The following is a 15917-nucleotide window of genomic DNA, read 5'->3' as shown; positions in this document are numbered from 1 at the left end:
TTTTTCTTTTGTATTTCACTCGACTTTTCGTAACTTTGCAATAGCTATAACTAATCAACCCCAAAAAGAAAATACATGCCAGAAATAAATAATAACGCAATGGGTGCTAAGCCGTTGCCGAAGGTGTTGCTGAATGAGGTGCAGTATCAGGACCTCTACTTCTATCAGAAGACAGAGGTGCTCTATTCACTAACCTTCCATTTTGCAAAGCGTTTCCTTTCGAATAAGGGCGACCGTACCGTTGATCAGATGATACAGGCAGCTCGCTCGGGCAAGCAGAACATCATCGAAGGTTTTGCCGACGGCATGACGTCAACAGAGATGCAACTGAAGCTGCTGAACGTAGCTCGCGCATCCCTGAAAGAATTGCGTGCCGACTATCAGGACTACCTGTGTACCCGTCATCTGACAATATGGGAGGCATCGCACCCACGCTACGACGATATGCTGGACTTCTGCCGTAAACACAATAAGGTGAGCGACTATGAGCCTTTTTTCAGTCGTTGGGGCGACGAAGAGATATGCAACATTGCCCTGACTCTTCTCCACATGACCGACAAGATGATGAAGACTTACCTGGGAGGCTTGGATCAGCAATTTGTGACGCAAGGAGGCATCAAGGAGCGCATGTATGCCGCCCGCACAGGCTACAGAAAAGGTATAGACGAGGAGCTGCAGCGCCTGACAGACGAGAATAAGAGCCTGCGTCAGCAGGTGCCTATACTGGAGCAGCGCATTGAGGAACTCGAGCGCGAGAAACTGCATCTGCAGGCCGAACTAATGAAAGCAAGGAGTAGGGGAGCTATTTGAGCTAGTGGGGGCTAGTGAAACTAGTAAGACTAGTAAAAACTAGTGATTCTAGTAAAAACTAGTAAGACTAGTAAAAACTAGTGATACTAGTAAAAACTAGTCTAAACTATTGACTGGCGTCATCTGATTCGGGACTATGTGCACAAGGTGACTCAGATGGGATAAGGAAAATCTTTTGAATTTGTTTGAGGAAATACGGATTATTAGTACCTTTGCATGACAAAAAACATAATATCATAGCAAAGATTTAATATTAGACTTATTCCGATGAACAAATCCGTTCAACACAAACCCTCTCCACTTATTTCCGTTCTTCCACTGGTGGTACTCGTGGCACTGCTGGCACTGATTATCTCACTTTTTGGTAGCGACTCGCTCAGTGGGGGCAGTCAGATAGCGCTGCTCATGGGAATGGCCACTTGCGTGTTTATATCGATGGTGTTTTACCGAGCACCTTGGAAAATCTTTGAACAGCAGATCAACAAGACCCTGGGCGGTATCTCTGTCACCTTGCTCATACTGCTTACGGTGGGTATGCTGTCGGGCTCGTGGATGGTGAGTGGGATAGTACCTACATTAATATATTATGGTGTACAGATACTCTCGCCTCAGTTCTTCCTGATAGGTGCCTGCATCATCTGTGCATTGGTGTCGCTACTCTCAGGAAGCTCATGGACAACGATAGCAACCATTGGCGTAGCACTGTTGGGAATTGGTGATGCATTAGGTATTTCCGAGGCTTGGACGGCAGGAGCAATTATCTCTGGTGCCTATTTCGGCGATAAGATGTCGCCCCTGAGTGATACTACGATTCTGGCTTCATCGACCACGCATGTGGATATATTTGAACATATTCGCTATATGATGTTCACCACCATTCCGGCTTTTCTGATTACGATTGTGATTTTCCTGGTGGCAGGTATCGGAATGGACGATAGTGTACAGGTACAGGTGGCACAATATACCGAGGGACTGGCCTCGACATTCAACATCTCGCTGTGGACTCTCTTGGTGCCTGTGCTTACGGGTGTGCTGATAGCCCGCCGGTTGCCATCGCTCATTGTGTTGTTTCTCTCGGCTATGATGGCTGGCGCAACGGCACTGATTCTTCAACCACATATCCTGCAAGAGATTGGTACCCCATCAGACCTTTCCCAAGTGGGGGAGACGGCTGCCATTGTGAGGGGATTGGCCATAACCTACTATGGCGCTACGGCTGTAGATACAGGCTATGAATCGTTGAATGATCTGGTGGCTACGGGGGGAATGGCAGGCATGCTGAACACCATCTGGCTCATCATCTGTGCCATGTGCTTCGGCGCCGTGATGGTGGCCAGCGGTATGATAGAGAGTATTACGCGTAAAGTAATCAGTTGGATTCGCAATCGATTGGGCCTCGTGGCCTCTACTGCCAGTACGGGTCTGTTCCTGAATATTGCTACAGGCGACCAGTTTATCAGTATTGTGCTGACGGCCGATATGTTCCGCCATGTGTATAAGAAGTTGGGCTACGAGCCCCGTTTGTTGAGTCGTACCTGTGAAGACTCAGCCACAGTAACTTCAGTACTGGTGCCATGGAACACCTGTGGCATGACTCAATCGACGGTGTTGGGCGTGCCCACGATGGCTTATCTGCCTTATTGTTTCTTCAACCTGCTTAGTCCGTTGATGACTATCATTGTGGCAGCCATCGGATGGAAAATCAGAAAGAATACTGAGAGTGCAATTGTTCAGGCCCCAACCCCCTAACTCACGACAATCGTTAACACCTTGTTGAAGACGCTGATGGTCAAGGGGTGTCAACAGTTTCTGCATGTGATTATGATGCACATCGCCCTGTTCTACATCGGCCAACTTGATCATCAGGCTAATCATACCATTCATGGGTTTGTACCACTGACGGTTGAAGAAGAAACTGAGCCAGTCCATGTAGGGCGAAATGATATATTTGTCGCGCATGCTGACAAAAGGCATCAGTAGCTGGTGGTCCTGACGGGCTCATAACCTGGAGGTCGCATGTTCGAGTCCTGCCTCCGCAACTAGTTAGCCAGTCAATTGACTGGCTTTTTTTGTGTTTCATCCGCAATTGTTTTAGTCCAGATGGGAGCAGATAAATTCTATCTGCACCCATCTGTTCCGTATGTAACCGTCTGAGTATCAGGATGGGAGTAGATAAAATGGCAAAAATTAAACTTTAAATATATATATGTAGAGTTGAGAATTGAGAACTGAGAACTGAGAGGTATGATTAGTTTTGTTTATGCATAATACTTGCGCGTGCAGACTAATCATACCTCTCAGTTCTCAACTCTCAGTTCTCCATTAATAAGAGCCTCTCGGTTTAACACCGTACTACACTGCACCTTAGTAGCGCACTACACTAGGTTGTAGTAGCGTACTATATTAGGTTGTAATATAGGCGGTATTGCACTGCAATATAGGCGGTATTAGAGTGCAGTGTAGTGCGCTACTATGGTACAGTGTAGTACGCCATTAGAGTGCAGTGTAGTACGCTGTAAAAAAGTAGTGGCGAAGTATTAATAAAAACTTTTAGCTGGCAGTAATAATACTTTTACTCTTTCATCTTTTTGGCAACCCAAAGTACCCATTCGTCAATGTTGTCGGTCAGCTGTTGGGGATAGGGAAGAGGGATGATGACATCGGGGGCATGTCCTGGAGTTTTATTCCTGCAGGTTTCTCTTATTGCCATATCTACACACATGGGATACGTAATACAAATATTGCTACCCGGCAGCTGAATCATATTGCAATTGCCACTCTTGTCAGCACCCATAGTATGCTCACGACCATATACTATGGCATGGTTTTTGGAGTAGTTGCGAACCATTCGTATAGGCGATTCGCCTGCACTGGCGCAGAAATTATCGATGATGATGGCACCTTTGCGTACTAAAGGTGAATAACCATCAGAACCCTTAAGAATAGTATTCCAATTGATAAGAGTACCTGCAGGAGTTGAGTCAGCCTCATTCAAGACACGAAGAAGTGTGGTATCAGGATTCGCTTCATACATATTTCTGAGCATCTTGTTGTTCTCAGAACTGTTAAGATACATAACCTGCTCATCTTTCATCGCACAGCAATCGCACATCATCTCAGTAAATAGCAGGCTGTATGCGTCGCTTCCACCAACGTTTCCGCGGAGGTCGAGAATCAAATCTTTACAGCCAGACTTTAGAAATTCGTCCTTTTTCCCTTGCAGCCAGTCCATTGTTGGAGCATCTCCCGAACACGACGGAAGACGCAGTAGATAGGTGTCTTCATCTACTTTGCACCCAATGGGCTGCGGATCATATTGAGGAATAACCTCTTGGTAATTAACAAAACCTATCGGCATTAACTGACCAAAAAATTCTGTATTGCACCGTGTATGACGATCAAAATTTTTGAAGAACCAATAGAAATATCGGCCTATAGCTTCGTCTGCCGGCATGCCATGAGTAGAGATTCCTATAAGAATTGAATCTTTCAGCAGGCTGTATTCCTTATCAAACCCACATTGCATCAAGACAGGGAAGATAGCATTATTCTGCTCGTTAATCTGAACGGCAGACTTAAAGAGTTCAATATCATTAAGAGTGGAATCAGACAGCTCAATAACCTTGCTTAAGGATGGCATACAGAGAATAAATAATGCAGCACTTAGAATAAGAGCTCTTCTAAATACATTTGCACATAATTGTAGATTCGTTTTCTTCATAATTTTAATCATAATTTATTTATACTATATTCCTCTCTCTGCCCAGTCGCCTCTATCAAGGTTTCTATATCCTATGGCTTCGGCTATTTTGGTTTTGCAAAGGTAATAAAAAAAGGTGAGTGTGGCAAGAAAAAGATTATAATAACGTTAGAACGAGTGGCAGATGATCGCTGAATCCGTCACGGTGAAAGCGATAACCGGAGAAACTTCGTCGCGGACGATAACCACCATACATGGTTTCTTCTTCAAGCAGATAGTCATCGTCGTTGATATACACATCCTTGACTTTTGGCAACAATGATGAAGAAACAAGAAAGTGGTCGAGAGAGTTCCATTCGCCCTTATGCCGATAGGTGGCTTTGGCTTTTCCGTTCTTGCCCTTTGCATGGCGCGTAATATTGGTTAGGCCACAACTCTCAAGATACAGAAGTGACTTGCTGTCAGAATAGTCGTTGAAATCGCCAGTTATGATGATGTTGCCGTCTTTTATTGGCTCAATGGCTTTTGCCAGAGTTTGTGCCACATGCATGCGAAACGGTCGTGATGCTTTCTCGCCTCCGTAACGGCTTGGTGCATGAACAACAAACAAGTGGAGTGTGTCAAGTTTCTGTGTTATACCTTTTATATATAGTATATCGCGCGTTGGGCGCATGCCTTTTATCAGTTTTACCGTTATGTAGTCGTAGCACAATGGCAGAAACCTTAACGGCTGATAGAGCAGTGCCACGTCGATGCCTCTTGTGTCGGGCGACTCTGTGATGATGTATTCATATCCGGCATTGCGTAGTAGCGATCGTCGCGTGAGGTTGTGCATCACGGTATCGTTCTCTACCTCGCAGAGAGCAACGATGTCGGGCAGTTCGTCGGCAGACGAAAGAATCTCCTGACCAATAAGGTTGAGCTTCGTCCAGTAGCGTGTGCGAGTCCAGTGGCGTTCACCCTGAGGCATAAACTCTGTGTCGTTTTTAAGAGAGTCGTGCCTGCAATCGAAAAGATTCTCACAGTTGAGTTCAACGAATGTGAGAAATATAGATAAAAAAAGCGAAAGCATGTTGCAAAGATTTTAATGTTTTGGCAAAAATATAAATAAATAATAACTTTGCAGCCGATGAAAAGATTGTTTTTCTTTTTTTTAGCTTTTTCAAGCAATGTTTGTATTGCACAGAGTGATGATGTGGTGATGAACGACACACTGCAGGAAGTTACTGTGACATCGCGTTCGGTTCAGAAACGTGTACAGGAAGTACAAATAGGTGTAGAGAAAGTAGAGATAGCCACACTGGCAAAAGTTCCTGCATTGTTTGGCGAGAAAGATATCATTAAAAGTCTGCAGTTGTTGCCTGGTGTAAAGAGTGAGAGCGAGGGCTCGGGAGGCTATCAGGTGCGCGGTGGAACGGCATCGCAGAACCTTATACTGCTTGATGGGGCAACGGTTTACAATGCCGGACACGTGATGGGACTGTTCTCAACCTTCAACGATGATGCGCTGATGGGAGGTTCGCTATATAAAGGACTGGTACCAGCACAATTGGGAGGTGGCACATCTTCGGTGTTTGACATCAGTACTCGTACGGGAGACTTGAATGACTATCATTTTGGAGGAACTATCGGACTACTATCGGCAAAGTTGTATGCTGAAGGGCCTATTCAGGAAAACAAATCATCGTTTCTATTTGCAGGAAGACGCTCGTATTTGGACCTGTTCCTGAAAGCTACCGATGACTATAAAGACAACACCCTGCATTTTTATGACGCAAACCTTAGACTGCAGTTCCGGATTTCACCACAGGATGTGTTGTCACTGTCGTTCTTCCGCGGACGTGATAATATGGGGCTGGAGGAACTGATGAATATGGAATGGGGAAACATCCTTGGCGCGGTGAACTGGTTGCACACATTCAATGACCATCACTATGCCAACACACAACTTATATACAGCAACTTTATAAGCGACGTGGGTATTGATATGCTCAATATCTACTACACGATGAAGGGGTTTATACGTCATGCTACCATGCGACACAGTCAGGTGTGGAATAAGAAGAAACACAGAGTGAATTATGGTCTGGAAACTACTTATCTACAGTTGCAATCGGCCGAATGGGACATTAATCTTTTGCACCAGCGCGAAAAACGCAATGCATGGATGAATGCCCTTTGGGTAAACGATGAGTGGAAAATAAGCAAAAAACTGGAATTGGCCGCAGGATTGCGACTGCACATGTTCTCAGCTTTGGGCGGGGCACCTTATTATCAATTGGATAATGAAGGAAATATACTGGAAACAATGAATCCCGAGAGTGGACGCTTTGTGAAAACCTTTGCCGACATTGAACCACGCTTGAGCCTGAAATGGAGCATCAACAAACACCACAATCTGAAGATGGGATACAGTAGAACATCGCAGGATATACATGCCATTAGCGGTTCGTCGCTGTCAATGCCTTTTGACCGTTATACAATGACCAGTAACTTGGTGAAGCCGGAACAGGCAGATCAGGTGTCGTTAGGATGGACGGGCATCACTTCAACAGGTGATTACGACTTTTCGGCAGAGACTTATTTCAAGAATATCAGCAATGTATATGACTATCGTGACGGTAAAGGCTTCTACTCAGAAATAGAAATAGAACGACTGCTGTTAGGTGGAAAAGGACGTGCCTACGGACTTGAACTGTGTGCTCATAAGAATAACGGACCTTTGACAGGATGGGTGAGTTATACGCTGTCGTGGTCGGAGAATAAAATTGAAGGTATCAATGGAGGTGAATGGTACACGGCATCAAACGATCGCAGACACGATGTAGCCGTTGTGGGCATGTATCAACTGTCGCCTGCATGGGAACTGGCTGCCACATGGCGCTATAATACCGGACAGGCTCTGACAGCACCATCGGCAAAATATGATATAAATGGTAATACATATTATTATTATGCTGAACGCAATGGCTATCGTGCTCCTGACTATCACCGACTGGACTTGAGCGCTACGTATAGAAAAAAAGTAGATCTCTCTTCCTCTGGCAGAAAACAGGGTGAAGCCATCTGGTCGTTTGGCGTTTATAACGCATACTGGCGTTATAATCCCTTTATGATACGTTTCAAGAATGACGATAAGAAGGAAACAGGCACAATAGCAGAACAGACTTCGCTGTTCGGACTGGTACCTTCGGTATCGTTTACATTGAAATATTAATTGCAATTTGTTGAACTACACCATTTACAAATATATGCTGGACGGGATGATAAGAAGACATCTGAATAAGTTGGTAAATGTTCTGAGGCTATACCCCCTTATTGCTGCGCTGATGATGATGGGCTGCAAAAAAGAAATATTCTTTGACTACAATGAAATTGAGCCTGTTGTAGTGGTAGAAGGCCGTGTGACAAATGAAGGAACACAGGTATTTGTTAGTAAGAGCCGTTCCATGAATGATAGCGTGAAAGCTCGTTGTCTGACGGGGGCCGTTGTAACCGTGACTGCTGATGGAGTAGAGAGGGTGGTGGCTTACGATGAACAAAAAGGATGCTATGCTTCAAATCTCATAGGAACACCCGGAACAACTTATCAGTTAGCGGTTGATTTTGAGGGACATCACTACGAAGGAACTTCGACTATGCCTTCAGTAGCCCCTGTGCTATCGGCTGAGTTTCTGTGGCAACCCGTATTGGAAGAGAAACTATTGGCTTATGAGGTATGGGCCGTTGACCCGAATCCGCAGGAGCGTAACTATTATTGGTATAGAATGGATCGCACATGGCATCACCCCCATTTCGAGGGAGAAAACCATAAGGAGGCTTACAGATGGAATGCTTTCGATGATCGTGGATGTCCGCCAGGAAAAATCTATCGTGATGTGATGTGTATGAGTGAGCGAGCTGCTGAAGAAGATGAAGAGGAAAACTGGAAAGGCATACTCTATGAAGGCGATACCATTACCTTTCAACTAATGACTATCGATAGGGATACTTACGAGTATTTTACATCGCTCAGAGCAGGACAGGGTGGAGGCGCTAATCCACGAACAAACCTTACTGGAGGGTGTCAGGGATACTTTGCTGCAGGTAGTGTGAGCCATGCCGATACACTGGTATTCAGCAAAGAAATTATCAAGGAACGATAGATTTTTTTTGTTAAAAAACAATTATTCATATTTTTTTCTCTATCTTTGCCTGCAGTTATGACAAAGGAAGAATTTCAGGCAGCTCTTGTTAAGTATGCCGCAACGATAGAGAAAATCCGACAATCGGCTCACGAACTGCACAGGAGCGTGAACCAGTTGTATGGAAAGAATCTGCCATATAGTTATCATCTGGACAAAGTGGTAGATGAAGTGCGTGAATTTGGGCATGAGGTGTGTGCCAGTGAGGAAGATGTGGTACCCATGATTTTTGGCGGCTATTATCATGACAGTATTGAAGATGCCCGTCTTACTTACAATGATGTGATGAAAGTGGCCCGACAGTTTATGAATGATAAACAGGCGCTGATGGCAACAGAGATTGTCTATGCATTGACCAACGACAAAGGGCGCAACCGTGAAGAGAGGGCTGGTGAGAAATACTATGAAGGTATTCGGACCACTCCGTATGCTCCGTTTACTAAACTGTGCGACCGTGTGGCAAACATAACTTTTTCCTGTTCAGCAACCGATGAAGGAAACAAGCACATGAAAGAGGTATATAAAAAAGAGGTGCCGCATTTCCTGGCTGCCATCAATCCGCATAGCGACGATCCCCGGTTTGGGGTTCCAATGGATTTGGTAATAAAGATATCTGAACAGATTATTAATGATATGGAACGCGAAGAGTGGCTTAATGGTTTAGGTTAAGCCACTCTTTTGTATAATACTGTGTTGATTGAACAATAAGCAAATTCTTTAGCTGTTCCGCTTCAGTTCTTCAATCATCTGGTCGAGTTTGTGCAGTTCGTGGGGAATACGAATGTTCTGCGGACAATGCGATACACACTGACGACAGCCAATGCAATGGTCGGCCTGACGGGAACGTGGTACTGAACGATCCAGGCTGATCAGATACTTGCGGCGGTTCTCGCGATAAGACTTATCACCTGTGTCACCGGGCAGAATACCTTCATTCTTGCACTTGTTGTAATGGACAAAGATGCCTGGAATATCCACACCATAGGGGCAGGGCATGCAGTATTTGCAGTCGTTGCAGGGAATATTCTCCAAACCAACAATCTTTCTGGCTACTTCATCATGCAGATAAGTCATCTCTTGAGGAGTGAGAGGCTGTAGCGGACAGTAACTGAGTAGATTGTCTTTCAGATGCTCCATATAGGTCATGCCGCTGAGAACAGTGAGCACTCCCTCGGGTGTGCCAGCATAGCGGAAAGCCCATGATGCTATGCTGCGTTCAGGATTGCGCTGTTTCAATTCGTTGGCCAGATATTGAGGGAGATTGGCCAGACGGCCGCCCAACAACGGTTCCATAATAACGGCAGGAATATTTAATCTCTGCAGTTCGGAATAGAGATAACTGGCATCGACATTACGTGAGTTTATTTCGTTGGCAAAGTCCCAGTCCAAATAGTTCAGTTCTATCTGTACGAAATCCCAATGATAACGTTCGTGCATGGCCAGAACCTCGTCGAACACTTCCTTGTAGCCATGGAACGAAAAACCGAGATTGCGAATACGACCGGCTTCACGTTCCTTGAGCAGAAAGTCCATGATACCGTTGTTGACGTAGCGGTTGTTGAACTCGTCCATGCTTCCGCCTACTGCATGCAACAGGTAGTAGTCGAGATAGTCAACCTTCAGCTCTTTCATGGAGTTGCGATACATTTCTATGCTGGCCTCGCGACTCCAGAATTTGGGGTTGAAGTTGGAAAGCTTTGTTGCAACGTAGTATTCGCTACGCTTATGGCGACTGAGAGCAATGCCGGTGCAACGTTCAGACTTGCCCTGACAATAGACAGGAGATGTATCGAAGTAATTAACGCCATGTTCGATGGCATAGTCAACCTGGCGGTTAATCATATCCTGGTCGAACTCATCGCCATTATCAACCTTAGTAGGAAGACGCATCATGCCATAGCCCAGCAATGATATATCCTCACCTTTTAAATTCTTACGGTAGGTCATCTGACCTGTGGGCGGCTCTACTTGTTTTTTATATTCCTCGGCAGCTTTCTGTTCGGGTCTTTTTCCGGTGCATGCTGCAACAAGAGCGGTTGCAGTGCTTGCACTCATATATTTCAAAAAATCTCTTCTATCCATAGCTCAAAAAATGCTTAAATCTTTCTGTGTACTTCATGTCCTTCTACATAAATGGCAGAGAATGGACGGGACGGACAAACATATTCGCATGCACCACAACCAATGCATGCGTTTTCGTTGATAGCGGGGATGCGAGGACTTGACTCGTCATTGGGATCAGAAAGTACCATCTCGATGGCGCCGGCTGGACAGTGACGAGCACAGTTGCCACAACTTACACCATCGGTAAGCGGTATGCAATTTTTCTTGATCCATACGGCATGACCAATCTGAATACTGGTCTTTTCTTCCTCGTCGATAGGACGAATAGCACCAGCAGGGCATACATTGGAACAACGGGTGCACTCAGGGCGACAATGGCCTCGCTCATAACTCATTACTGGCTGCATCAAATGCATCAGATCGGTTGAAGGACGAAGCACTTCATTGGGACATTCAGAAATGCACAACTGACAACCGGTGCAACGCTGGGCCATGTTCTGTGCAGAAAGAGAACCAGGAGGGGTTAGGGGAGTCTGACGTTCAGGTGCAACCTTATCCTCTAAATCAGTATAACCGCCATCGAAAACTTTCTCTTTCTCCTGTGCAATGGCTGCTGTGGCCAATAGGGCTGAAGAAAGAAGAAAAGAGCGGCGAGAACCGGGTTTCTGAAAATCATCTGTCTTAAATTTCTTTGTATGGAAAGAACCAGATCGTACCTTATATTTCAGAGCACCGAACTTACAGCTATCAATGCAGTCACCACACACCACACAACGTGAATAGTCTACATGATGGTTCTTGAAATCTATGCACGATGCTTTGCAGTTCTTAGTGCAAAGCGAACAATTGCGGCACTTTTCTTCATCAAATTGAATCTTAAAAAGTGAGAAACGAGATAAGAAAGAAAGAACGGTGCCTACTGGGCAGATGGTATTACAATAAGTACGACCGTTTCGCCATGCCAGAATAGCCAAAATAATGAGTGTAATGGTTGCAATGAATAGCACTGGCAATGACTTCATCCAAACATTGACTGAGTAGAAAGCATAACTCTCGTAATGGGTAGCGATACCAGCCAGCACATTGTTGATGAATTTCCATAGTGGCTGGAATAACATGGTCATGATGCGACCGAATGCACTATAGGGTGCAAGTAGCTGCATCAAAGAACTGACGCCAACTAAGATGGCGATGATGAAAATGCCCAGCATGCCATAACGTAACCATCTCTTTTCAGATGAAAAGGTATAGCGGTTTTTCTTTGACTTCTTGCCCATCCATCCAAAAATGTCTTGGAGAATACCCAGCGGGCAGATGACTGAACAATATATTCGGCCAAATACGAGTGTTAGTACGGCGAGCAGTGCTATAACCACTATGTTGATAGCCAGCACTGCTTCGAGTGCCTGAACTTTGGCCATCCATGATAACCAGTGATGGGCAGTGCCCGTAAAATCTAAAAATAGCAATGTGAGTCCGATAAAGAACACTGTTGCTAATGTAATTCTTATTTTCCTTAGCATTGTTTAGTTATTTGTTTAATCGTACCAATAAGATGCTTACCTCGTAGAGCAACCAGATAGGGAGGGCAACGACAAGAAGCGTAAAAGCATCGGTCGTGGGCGTGATAATGGCCGAAACAACAAGAATTGCCACTACTGCATGACGACGATAACGAGACATCATGTTACTGTTAATGAGGCTCATCTTGCCCAAAATGGCACAGACTACAGGTAGCTCAAAGACAACTCCCATCACAAAACTCATACTGATGAGTGTATCGATATAACTCTGAAGAGTTAGCATATTCATAACATCGGGACTCACCTGATAGGTACCCAAAAACCGTACAGTGAGTGGAAAAATGAGCAAATAGTCAACTACAGTGCCTAAGATGAACATGGCATAAGCAGAAACGGCTATCCACGTTGCGGCCTTTCTTTCATTTTGATATAAACCAGGAGCAACGAATCCAAATAACTGATAGAGTATATAAGGAGAAGCCAATAACAATCCAGCATAAAGAGCAACTCGCATGTGAACCATAAACTGTTCAGTAAGTCCTGTATTCATCAAACTTAACTGGAAATGATTGTCAATCCCTAATAGCCTATAAGTGATAAAATCGCTTGACCTAGGAGCTAATACCACGCCGAATAGCCATTCTTTTAAGCAGAAAGCCACTACTGCAGCAATCATTACAACTACTAGAGAGCGTATGATAACACTGCGCAATTCATCCAAATGGTCCCAGAATGTTGCTTGCTCACTATTCATGTGTCAGGCTTTGGGCTCAGTCTCTGATGGCTTGTTAGTATCGTTTTTCTGTTCCTGACCGTTCATGCCGTCCTTGAAACTCTTTACACCCTTGCCCAGTCCGCTCATGAGTTCAGGGATTTTCTTTCCTCCAAACAACAGTAGTACAACTAAGGCAATAATGATGATTTCGTTGAGACCGATGCCTCCAATAAGTAAAAGGTTTGTGTACATATAAATGATTAGATATCGAATCGGTTGCAAACTTACATAAAAAAAGTGAGATTTGACTTGTATTTCACGATTTTTTTGTAATTTTGCGCCGAAATTTCATGATGCCACCGATGAGGGTGGCTTGATTCAATCGATTGAGTAAATTTTAATTGTTTTTCTAGGAATGAATATTTCTTATAAATGGCTGAAGGAGTATGTTGACTTCGACCTGACTCCCCAACAGGTGTGCGACGCATTGACCTCAACGGGACTCGAAGTGGATGCTCTGGAAGAAGTTCAGACAATTCGTGGCGGTCTGAAGGGGCTTTATGTGGGCAAAGTGCTTACTTGCGAAATGCATCCCAATAGTGACCATCTGCATGTAACTACCGTTGATCTTGGTAAAGGCGAGCCTTCGCAAATAGTGTGTGGTGCCCCTAATGTGGCTGCCGGACAGAAGGTGATCGTGGCCGATTTGGGTTGTGTACTTTACGATGGTGACCAGGAATTTGTAATTAAGAAATCGAAACTGCGTGGCGTTGAGTCGTGTGGCATGATCTGTGCTGAAGATGAGATAGGAGTAGGTACCTCTCATGATGGTATTATCGTATTACCAGAGGATGCTGTGGTGGGAACACCTGCTGCAGAGTACTACCATCTGGAGAGCGATTGGCTCATTGAGGTTGATATTACTGCCAATCGTGCTGATGGACTCAGTCATTGGGGGGTGGCTCGCGACCTTTATGCATGGCTTTGTCAGCGCAACGCTGAAGGAACTCTTCATTACGAAGGAAAGATGCATCGTCCAGTTGTTGGAGAATTTGTTGCCGACAACCACGACCTTCCTATTGAAGTGAAAATTGAAAATACAGAGGCTTGCAAACGTTATGCTTGTGTGAGCATCACTGGTTGTGAAGTAAAGGAAAGTCCTGAATGGCTGAAAAATAAATTACAGACAATCGGCCTGCGTCCAATTAATAATATTGTAGATATCACCAACTACATTATGATGGCATACGGACAGCCTTTGCACTGTTTTGATGCTGATATGGTGAAAGGCCACAAGATTGTGGTGAAAACGATGCCTGAAGGTACACCTTTCGTGACACTTGATGGCGAAGAACATAAACTCAGTGACCGCGATTTGGCTATTTGCAATGAGGAAGAACCGATGTGTATAGCCGGTGTGTTTGGTGGTAAGGGCAGTGGTACCTATGAGACTACAAAGAATGTGGTGTTGGAAAGTGCCTATTTCCATCCCACATGGATTCGTAAGTCGGCTAGACGTCATGGCCTTTCAACCGATGCTTCGTTCCGTTTTGAGCGTGGTATCGATCCTAATGGTGTGATTTATGCGCTACAACAGGCTGCTCTGCTCTGTAAGGAACTTGCTGGAGGAAAAATTTCGATGGATATCTGTGATGTATATCCTGAGCCTATCGAGAATGCCCGTGTGTCTTTGCAGTACGGCTATGTGAACTCACTCATTGGCAAGAATATCCCACAAGAGACTGTGAAAGGTATCTGTGAGTCTCTTGAAATGAAGGTGCTCTCTGAGGGTGCTGATGGGTTGCTGATTGAGGTACCTGCATATCGTGTGGATGTTCAGCGTCCATGTGACGTTGTTGAGGATATTCTACGTATATATGGATATAACAATGTAGAGATTCCTACTCAGTTGAAATCGAGTCTTGTGATTAAAGGTGAAGAGGATCGCAAGCACAAACTGCAGAATCTAGTGAGTGAGCAGCTTGTAGGTGCCGGTTTCAACGAAATTCTGAACAATTCTTTGACAAAAGTAGCATATTATGCTGAGGAAGATGGTGGCCAAAATTCTCAGTCACCTACTCTTAATCCTCAACTGGTGAAGATTATGAATCCGTTGTCTTCAGACCTTGGCGTGATGCGCCAGACATTACTCTATGGCGGTTTGGAGAGTATAGAACACAACGTGAAGCGTAAAGCTCAGAACCTGCGTTTCTTTGAGTTCGGTAACTGCTACTTTTTCGATCCAGAAAAGGCGAATGATGAAAATCCTATTCAAGCTTACAAGGAAGAGAATTTCTTGGGTATGTGGATTACTGGTAAGCGAGTTGAAGGTTCATGGGCGCATCCTAACGAGGAAAGTTCTTACTATGAGCTCTCAGCACATGTCCAGAATATTCTACAACGTATCGGACTGAATATGGGCGCTACCATTACCAAGAAGTTGGAAGATGCCAATTTCTCTGCAGGTCTTGTGATAGAGAATCGTGGCGGCAAGAAACTTGTTGAGATGGGAATCCTGTCGAAGAAATTGTTGAAGAAGTTCGATTTGGCGCAGCCTGTATTCTTTGCCCAGTTGAATTGGACACAGTTGATGAAAGCAACAAAGAAAAACGTTGTTAACTTTACAGAGATTTCAAAGCATCCTGCAGTCAGCCGAGATCTTGCTCTGTTGGTTGATAATAATGTTGAGTTCGCTCAGATTGAACAGATTGCCCGTCAGACTGAGAAAAAATTGCTGAAACAGGTAGTGTTGTTTGACGTTTATGAAGGCGATAAGCTGCCAGCAGGAAAGAAATCGTATGCAGTAAACTTTATTCTTCAGGATGCTGAGAAGACAATGAACGATAAGCAGATTGATGCTATCATGCAGAAGTTGATCCAGAATCTGAAGAAGCAGCTGAATGCAGAACTTCGTTAATAAC

Annotated in this window: 12 protein-coding genes; 6 read left to right on the top strand and 6 right to left on the bottom strand. The window is 44.6% G+C overall.

What is annotated here, in order from left to right; all coding sequences use genetic code 11:
* Window positions 1–75: 75 nt before the first annotated feature.
* Together L6475_RS09375 and L6475_RS09370 are read left to right on the top strand one after the other, a co-directional pair.
* On the top strand, window positions 76–810 hold the full coding sequence (locus L6475_RS09375) for a four helix bundle suffix domain-containing protein (protein WP_370641593.1): 735 nt from the start codon (window positions 76–78) through the stop codon (window positions 808–810).
* Window positions 811–1077: 267 nt separating this feature from the next.
* A complete protein-coding gene (locus L6475_RS09370) occupies window positions 1078–2559 on the top strand; it encodes a Na+/H+ antiporter NhaC family protein (RefSeq protein ID WP_237819346.1) in 1482 nt (493 codons plus the stop codon).
* Window positions 2560–3382: 823 nt separating this feature from the next.
* On the opposite strand, the gene L6475_RS09365 is transcribed toward L6475_RS09370, so the two are convergent.
* Together L6475_RS09365 and L6475_RS09360 are read right to left on the bottom strand one after the other, a co-directional pair.
* Window positions 3383–4531 (bottom strand): S41 family peptidase, encoded by a 1149-nt coding sequence (locus L6475_RS09365; protein ID WP_237819344.1) that lies wholly within the window; start codon window positions 4529–4531, stop codon window positions 3383–3385.
* A 136-nt stretch (window positions 4532–4667) separates the two neighbouring features.
* On the bottom strand, window positions 4668–5582 hold the full coding sequence (locus L6475_RS09360; RefSeq protein WP_237819341.1) for an endonuclease/exonuclease/phosphatase family protein: 915 nt from the start codon (window positions 5580–5582) through the stop codon (window positions 4668–4670).
* A gap of 57 nt (window positions 5583–5639) precedes the next feature.
* Between L6475_RS09360 and L6475_RS09355 the strand changes: the two genes are divergently transcribed.
* Genes L6475_RS09355 through L6475_RS09345 form a run of 3 tightly spaced genes read left to right on the top strand, consistent with a single transcriptional unit; the run spans window position 5640 to window position 9363 of the window.
* The gene (locus L6475_RS09355; RefSeq protein ID WP_237819339.1) at window positions 5640–7727 is read left to right on the top strand and encodes a TonB-dependent siderophore receptor; all 2088 of its coding nucleotides are present in this window, start codon (window positions 5640–5642) and stop codon (window positions 7725–7727) included.
* 46 nt (window positions 7728–7773) lie between these two features.
* Window positions 7774–8655 (top strand): DUF4249 family protein, encoded by an 882-nt coding sequence (locus L6475_RS09350; RefSeq protein WP_237819337.1) that lies wholly within the window; start codon window positions 7774–7776, stop codon window positions 8653–8655.
* A 57-nt stretch (window positions 8656–8712) separates the two neighbouring features.
* On the top strand, window positions 8713–9363 hold the full coding sequence (locus L6475_RS09345) for a hypothetical protein (RefSeq protein ID WP_237819335.1): 651 nt from the start codon (window positions 8713–8715) through the stop codon (window positions 9361–9363).
* A gap of 48 nt (window positions 9364–9411) precedes the next feature.
* Here L6475_RS09345 and L6475_RS09340 read toward each other — a convergent pair whose 3' ends face one another.
* The 4 genes from L6475_RS09340 to L6475_RS09325 are packed head-to-tail and all read right to left on the bottom strand — an operon-like array spanning window position 9412 to window position 13248.
* Window positions 9412–10749, bottom strand: a complete 1338-nt coding sequence (locus L6475_RS09340) for an aldo/keto reductase (RefSeq protein ID WP_237819333.1) — start codon at window positions 10747–10749, stop codon at window positions 9412–9414.
* Window positions 10750–10790: 41 nt separating this feature from the next.
* Window positions 10791–12281 (bottom strand): 4Fe-4S binding protein, encoded by a 1491-nt coding sequence (locus tag L6475_RS09335; RefSeq protein WP_237819332.1) that lies wholly within the window; start codon window positions 12279–12281, stop codon window positions 10791–10793.
* Between the two features lie 7 nt (window positions 12282–12288).
* Complete coding sequence (tatC, locus tag L6475_RS09330) at window positions 12289–13035, bottom strand: twin-arginine translocase subunit TatC (protein WP_237819330.1); 747 nt, start codon at window positions 13033–13035, stop codon at window positions 12289–12291.
* Between the two features lie 3 nt (window positions 13036–13038).
* Window positions 13039–13248, bottom strand: coding sequence for a twin-arginine translocase TatA/TatE family subunit (locus L6475_RS09325; RefSeq protein ID WP_237819328.1), 210 nt, complete (start codon window positions 13246–13248; stop codon window positions 13039–13041).
* 163 nt (window positions 13249–13411) lie between these two features.
* Here L6475_RS09325 and pheT point away from each other — a divergent pair, with 163 nt between their 5' ends.
* On the top strand, window positions 13412–15913 hold the full coding sequence (pheT, locus tag L6475_RS09320) for a phenylalanine--tRNA ligase subunit beta (protein ID WP_237819326.1): 2502 nt from the start codon (window positions 13412–13414) through the stop codon (window positions 15911–15913).
* The last annotated feature ends 4 nt before the right edge of the window (window positions 15914–15917 follow it).

Origin of the sequence: Prevotella sp. E9-3 (genome assembly GCF_022024015.1) — a bacterium.
In the GTDB taxonomy this organism is placed as follows: domain Bacteria; phylum Bacteroidota; class Bacteroidia; order Bacteroidales; family Bacteroidaceae; genus Prevotella.
Note: the sequence above shows the minus strand (reverse complement) of the source record. Positions and strands in the feature narration are given on the sequence as shown.

Excerpts from the sequence above, each read along its gene's own strand:
- L6475_RS09375 (WP_370641593.1), top strand. The coding sequence starts at position 76 with ATGCCAGAAATAAATAATAACGCAATGGGTGCTAAGCCGTTGCCGAAG.
- L6475_RS09370 (WP_237819346.1), top strand. The coding sequence starts at position 1,078 with ATGAACAAATCCGTTCAACACAAACCCTCTCCACTTATTTCCGTTCTT.
- L6475_RS09365 (WP_237819344.1), bottom strand. The coding sequence starts at position 4,531 with ATGAAGAAAACGAATCTACAATTATGTGCAAATGTATTTAGAAGAGCT.
- L6475_RS09360 (WP_237819341.1), bottom strand. The coding sequence starts at position 5,582 with ATGCTTTCGCTTTTTTTATCTATATTTCTCACATTCGTTGAACTCAAC.
- L6475_RS09355 (WP_237819339.1), top strand. The coding sequence starts at position 5,640 with ATGAAAAGATTGTTTTTCTTTTTTTTAGCTTTTTCAAGCAATGTTTGT.
- L6475_RS09350 (WP_237819337.1), top strand. The coding sequence starts at position 7,774 with ATGATAAGAAGACATCTGAATAAGTTGGTAAATGTTCTGAGGCTATAC.
- L6475_RS09345 (WP_237819335.1), top strand. The coding sequence starts at position 8,713 with ATGACAAAGGAAGAATTTCAGGCAGCTCTTGTTAAGTATGCCGCAACG.
- L6475_RS09340 (WP_237819333.1), bottom strand. The coding sequence starts at position 10,749 with ATGAGTGCAAGCACTGCAACCGCTCTTGTTGCAGCATGCACCGGAAAA.
- L6475_RS09335 (WP_237819332.1), bottom strand. The coding sequence starts at position 12,281 with ATGCTAAGGAAAATAAGAATTACATTAGCAACAGTGTTCTTTATCGGA.
- tatC (WP_237819330.1), bottom strand. The coding sequence starts at position 13,035 with ATGAATAGTGAGCAAGCAACATTCTGGGACCATTTGGATGAATTGCGC.
- L6475_RS09325 (WP_237819328.1), bottom strand. The coding sequence starts at position 13,248 with ATGTACACAAACCTTTTACTTATTGGAGGCATCGGTCTCAACGAAATC.
- pheT (WP_237819326.1), top strand. The coding sequence starts at position 13,412 with ATGAATATTTCTTATAAATGGCTGAAGGAGTATGTTGACTTCGACCTG.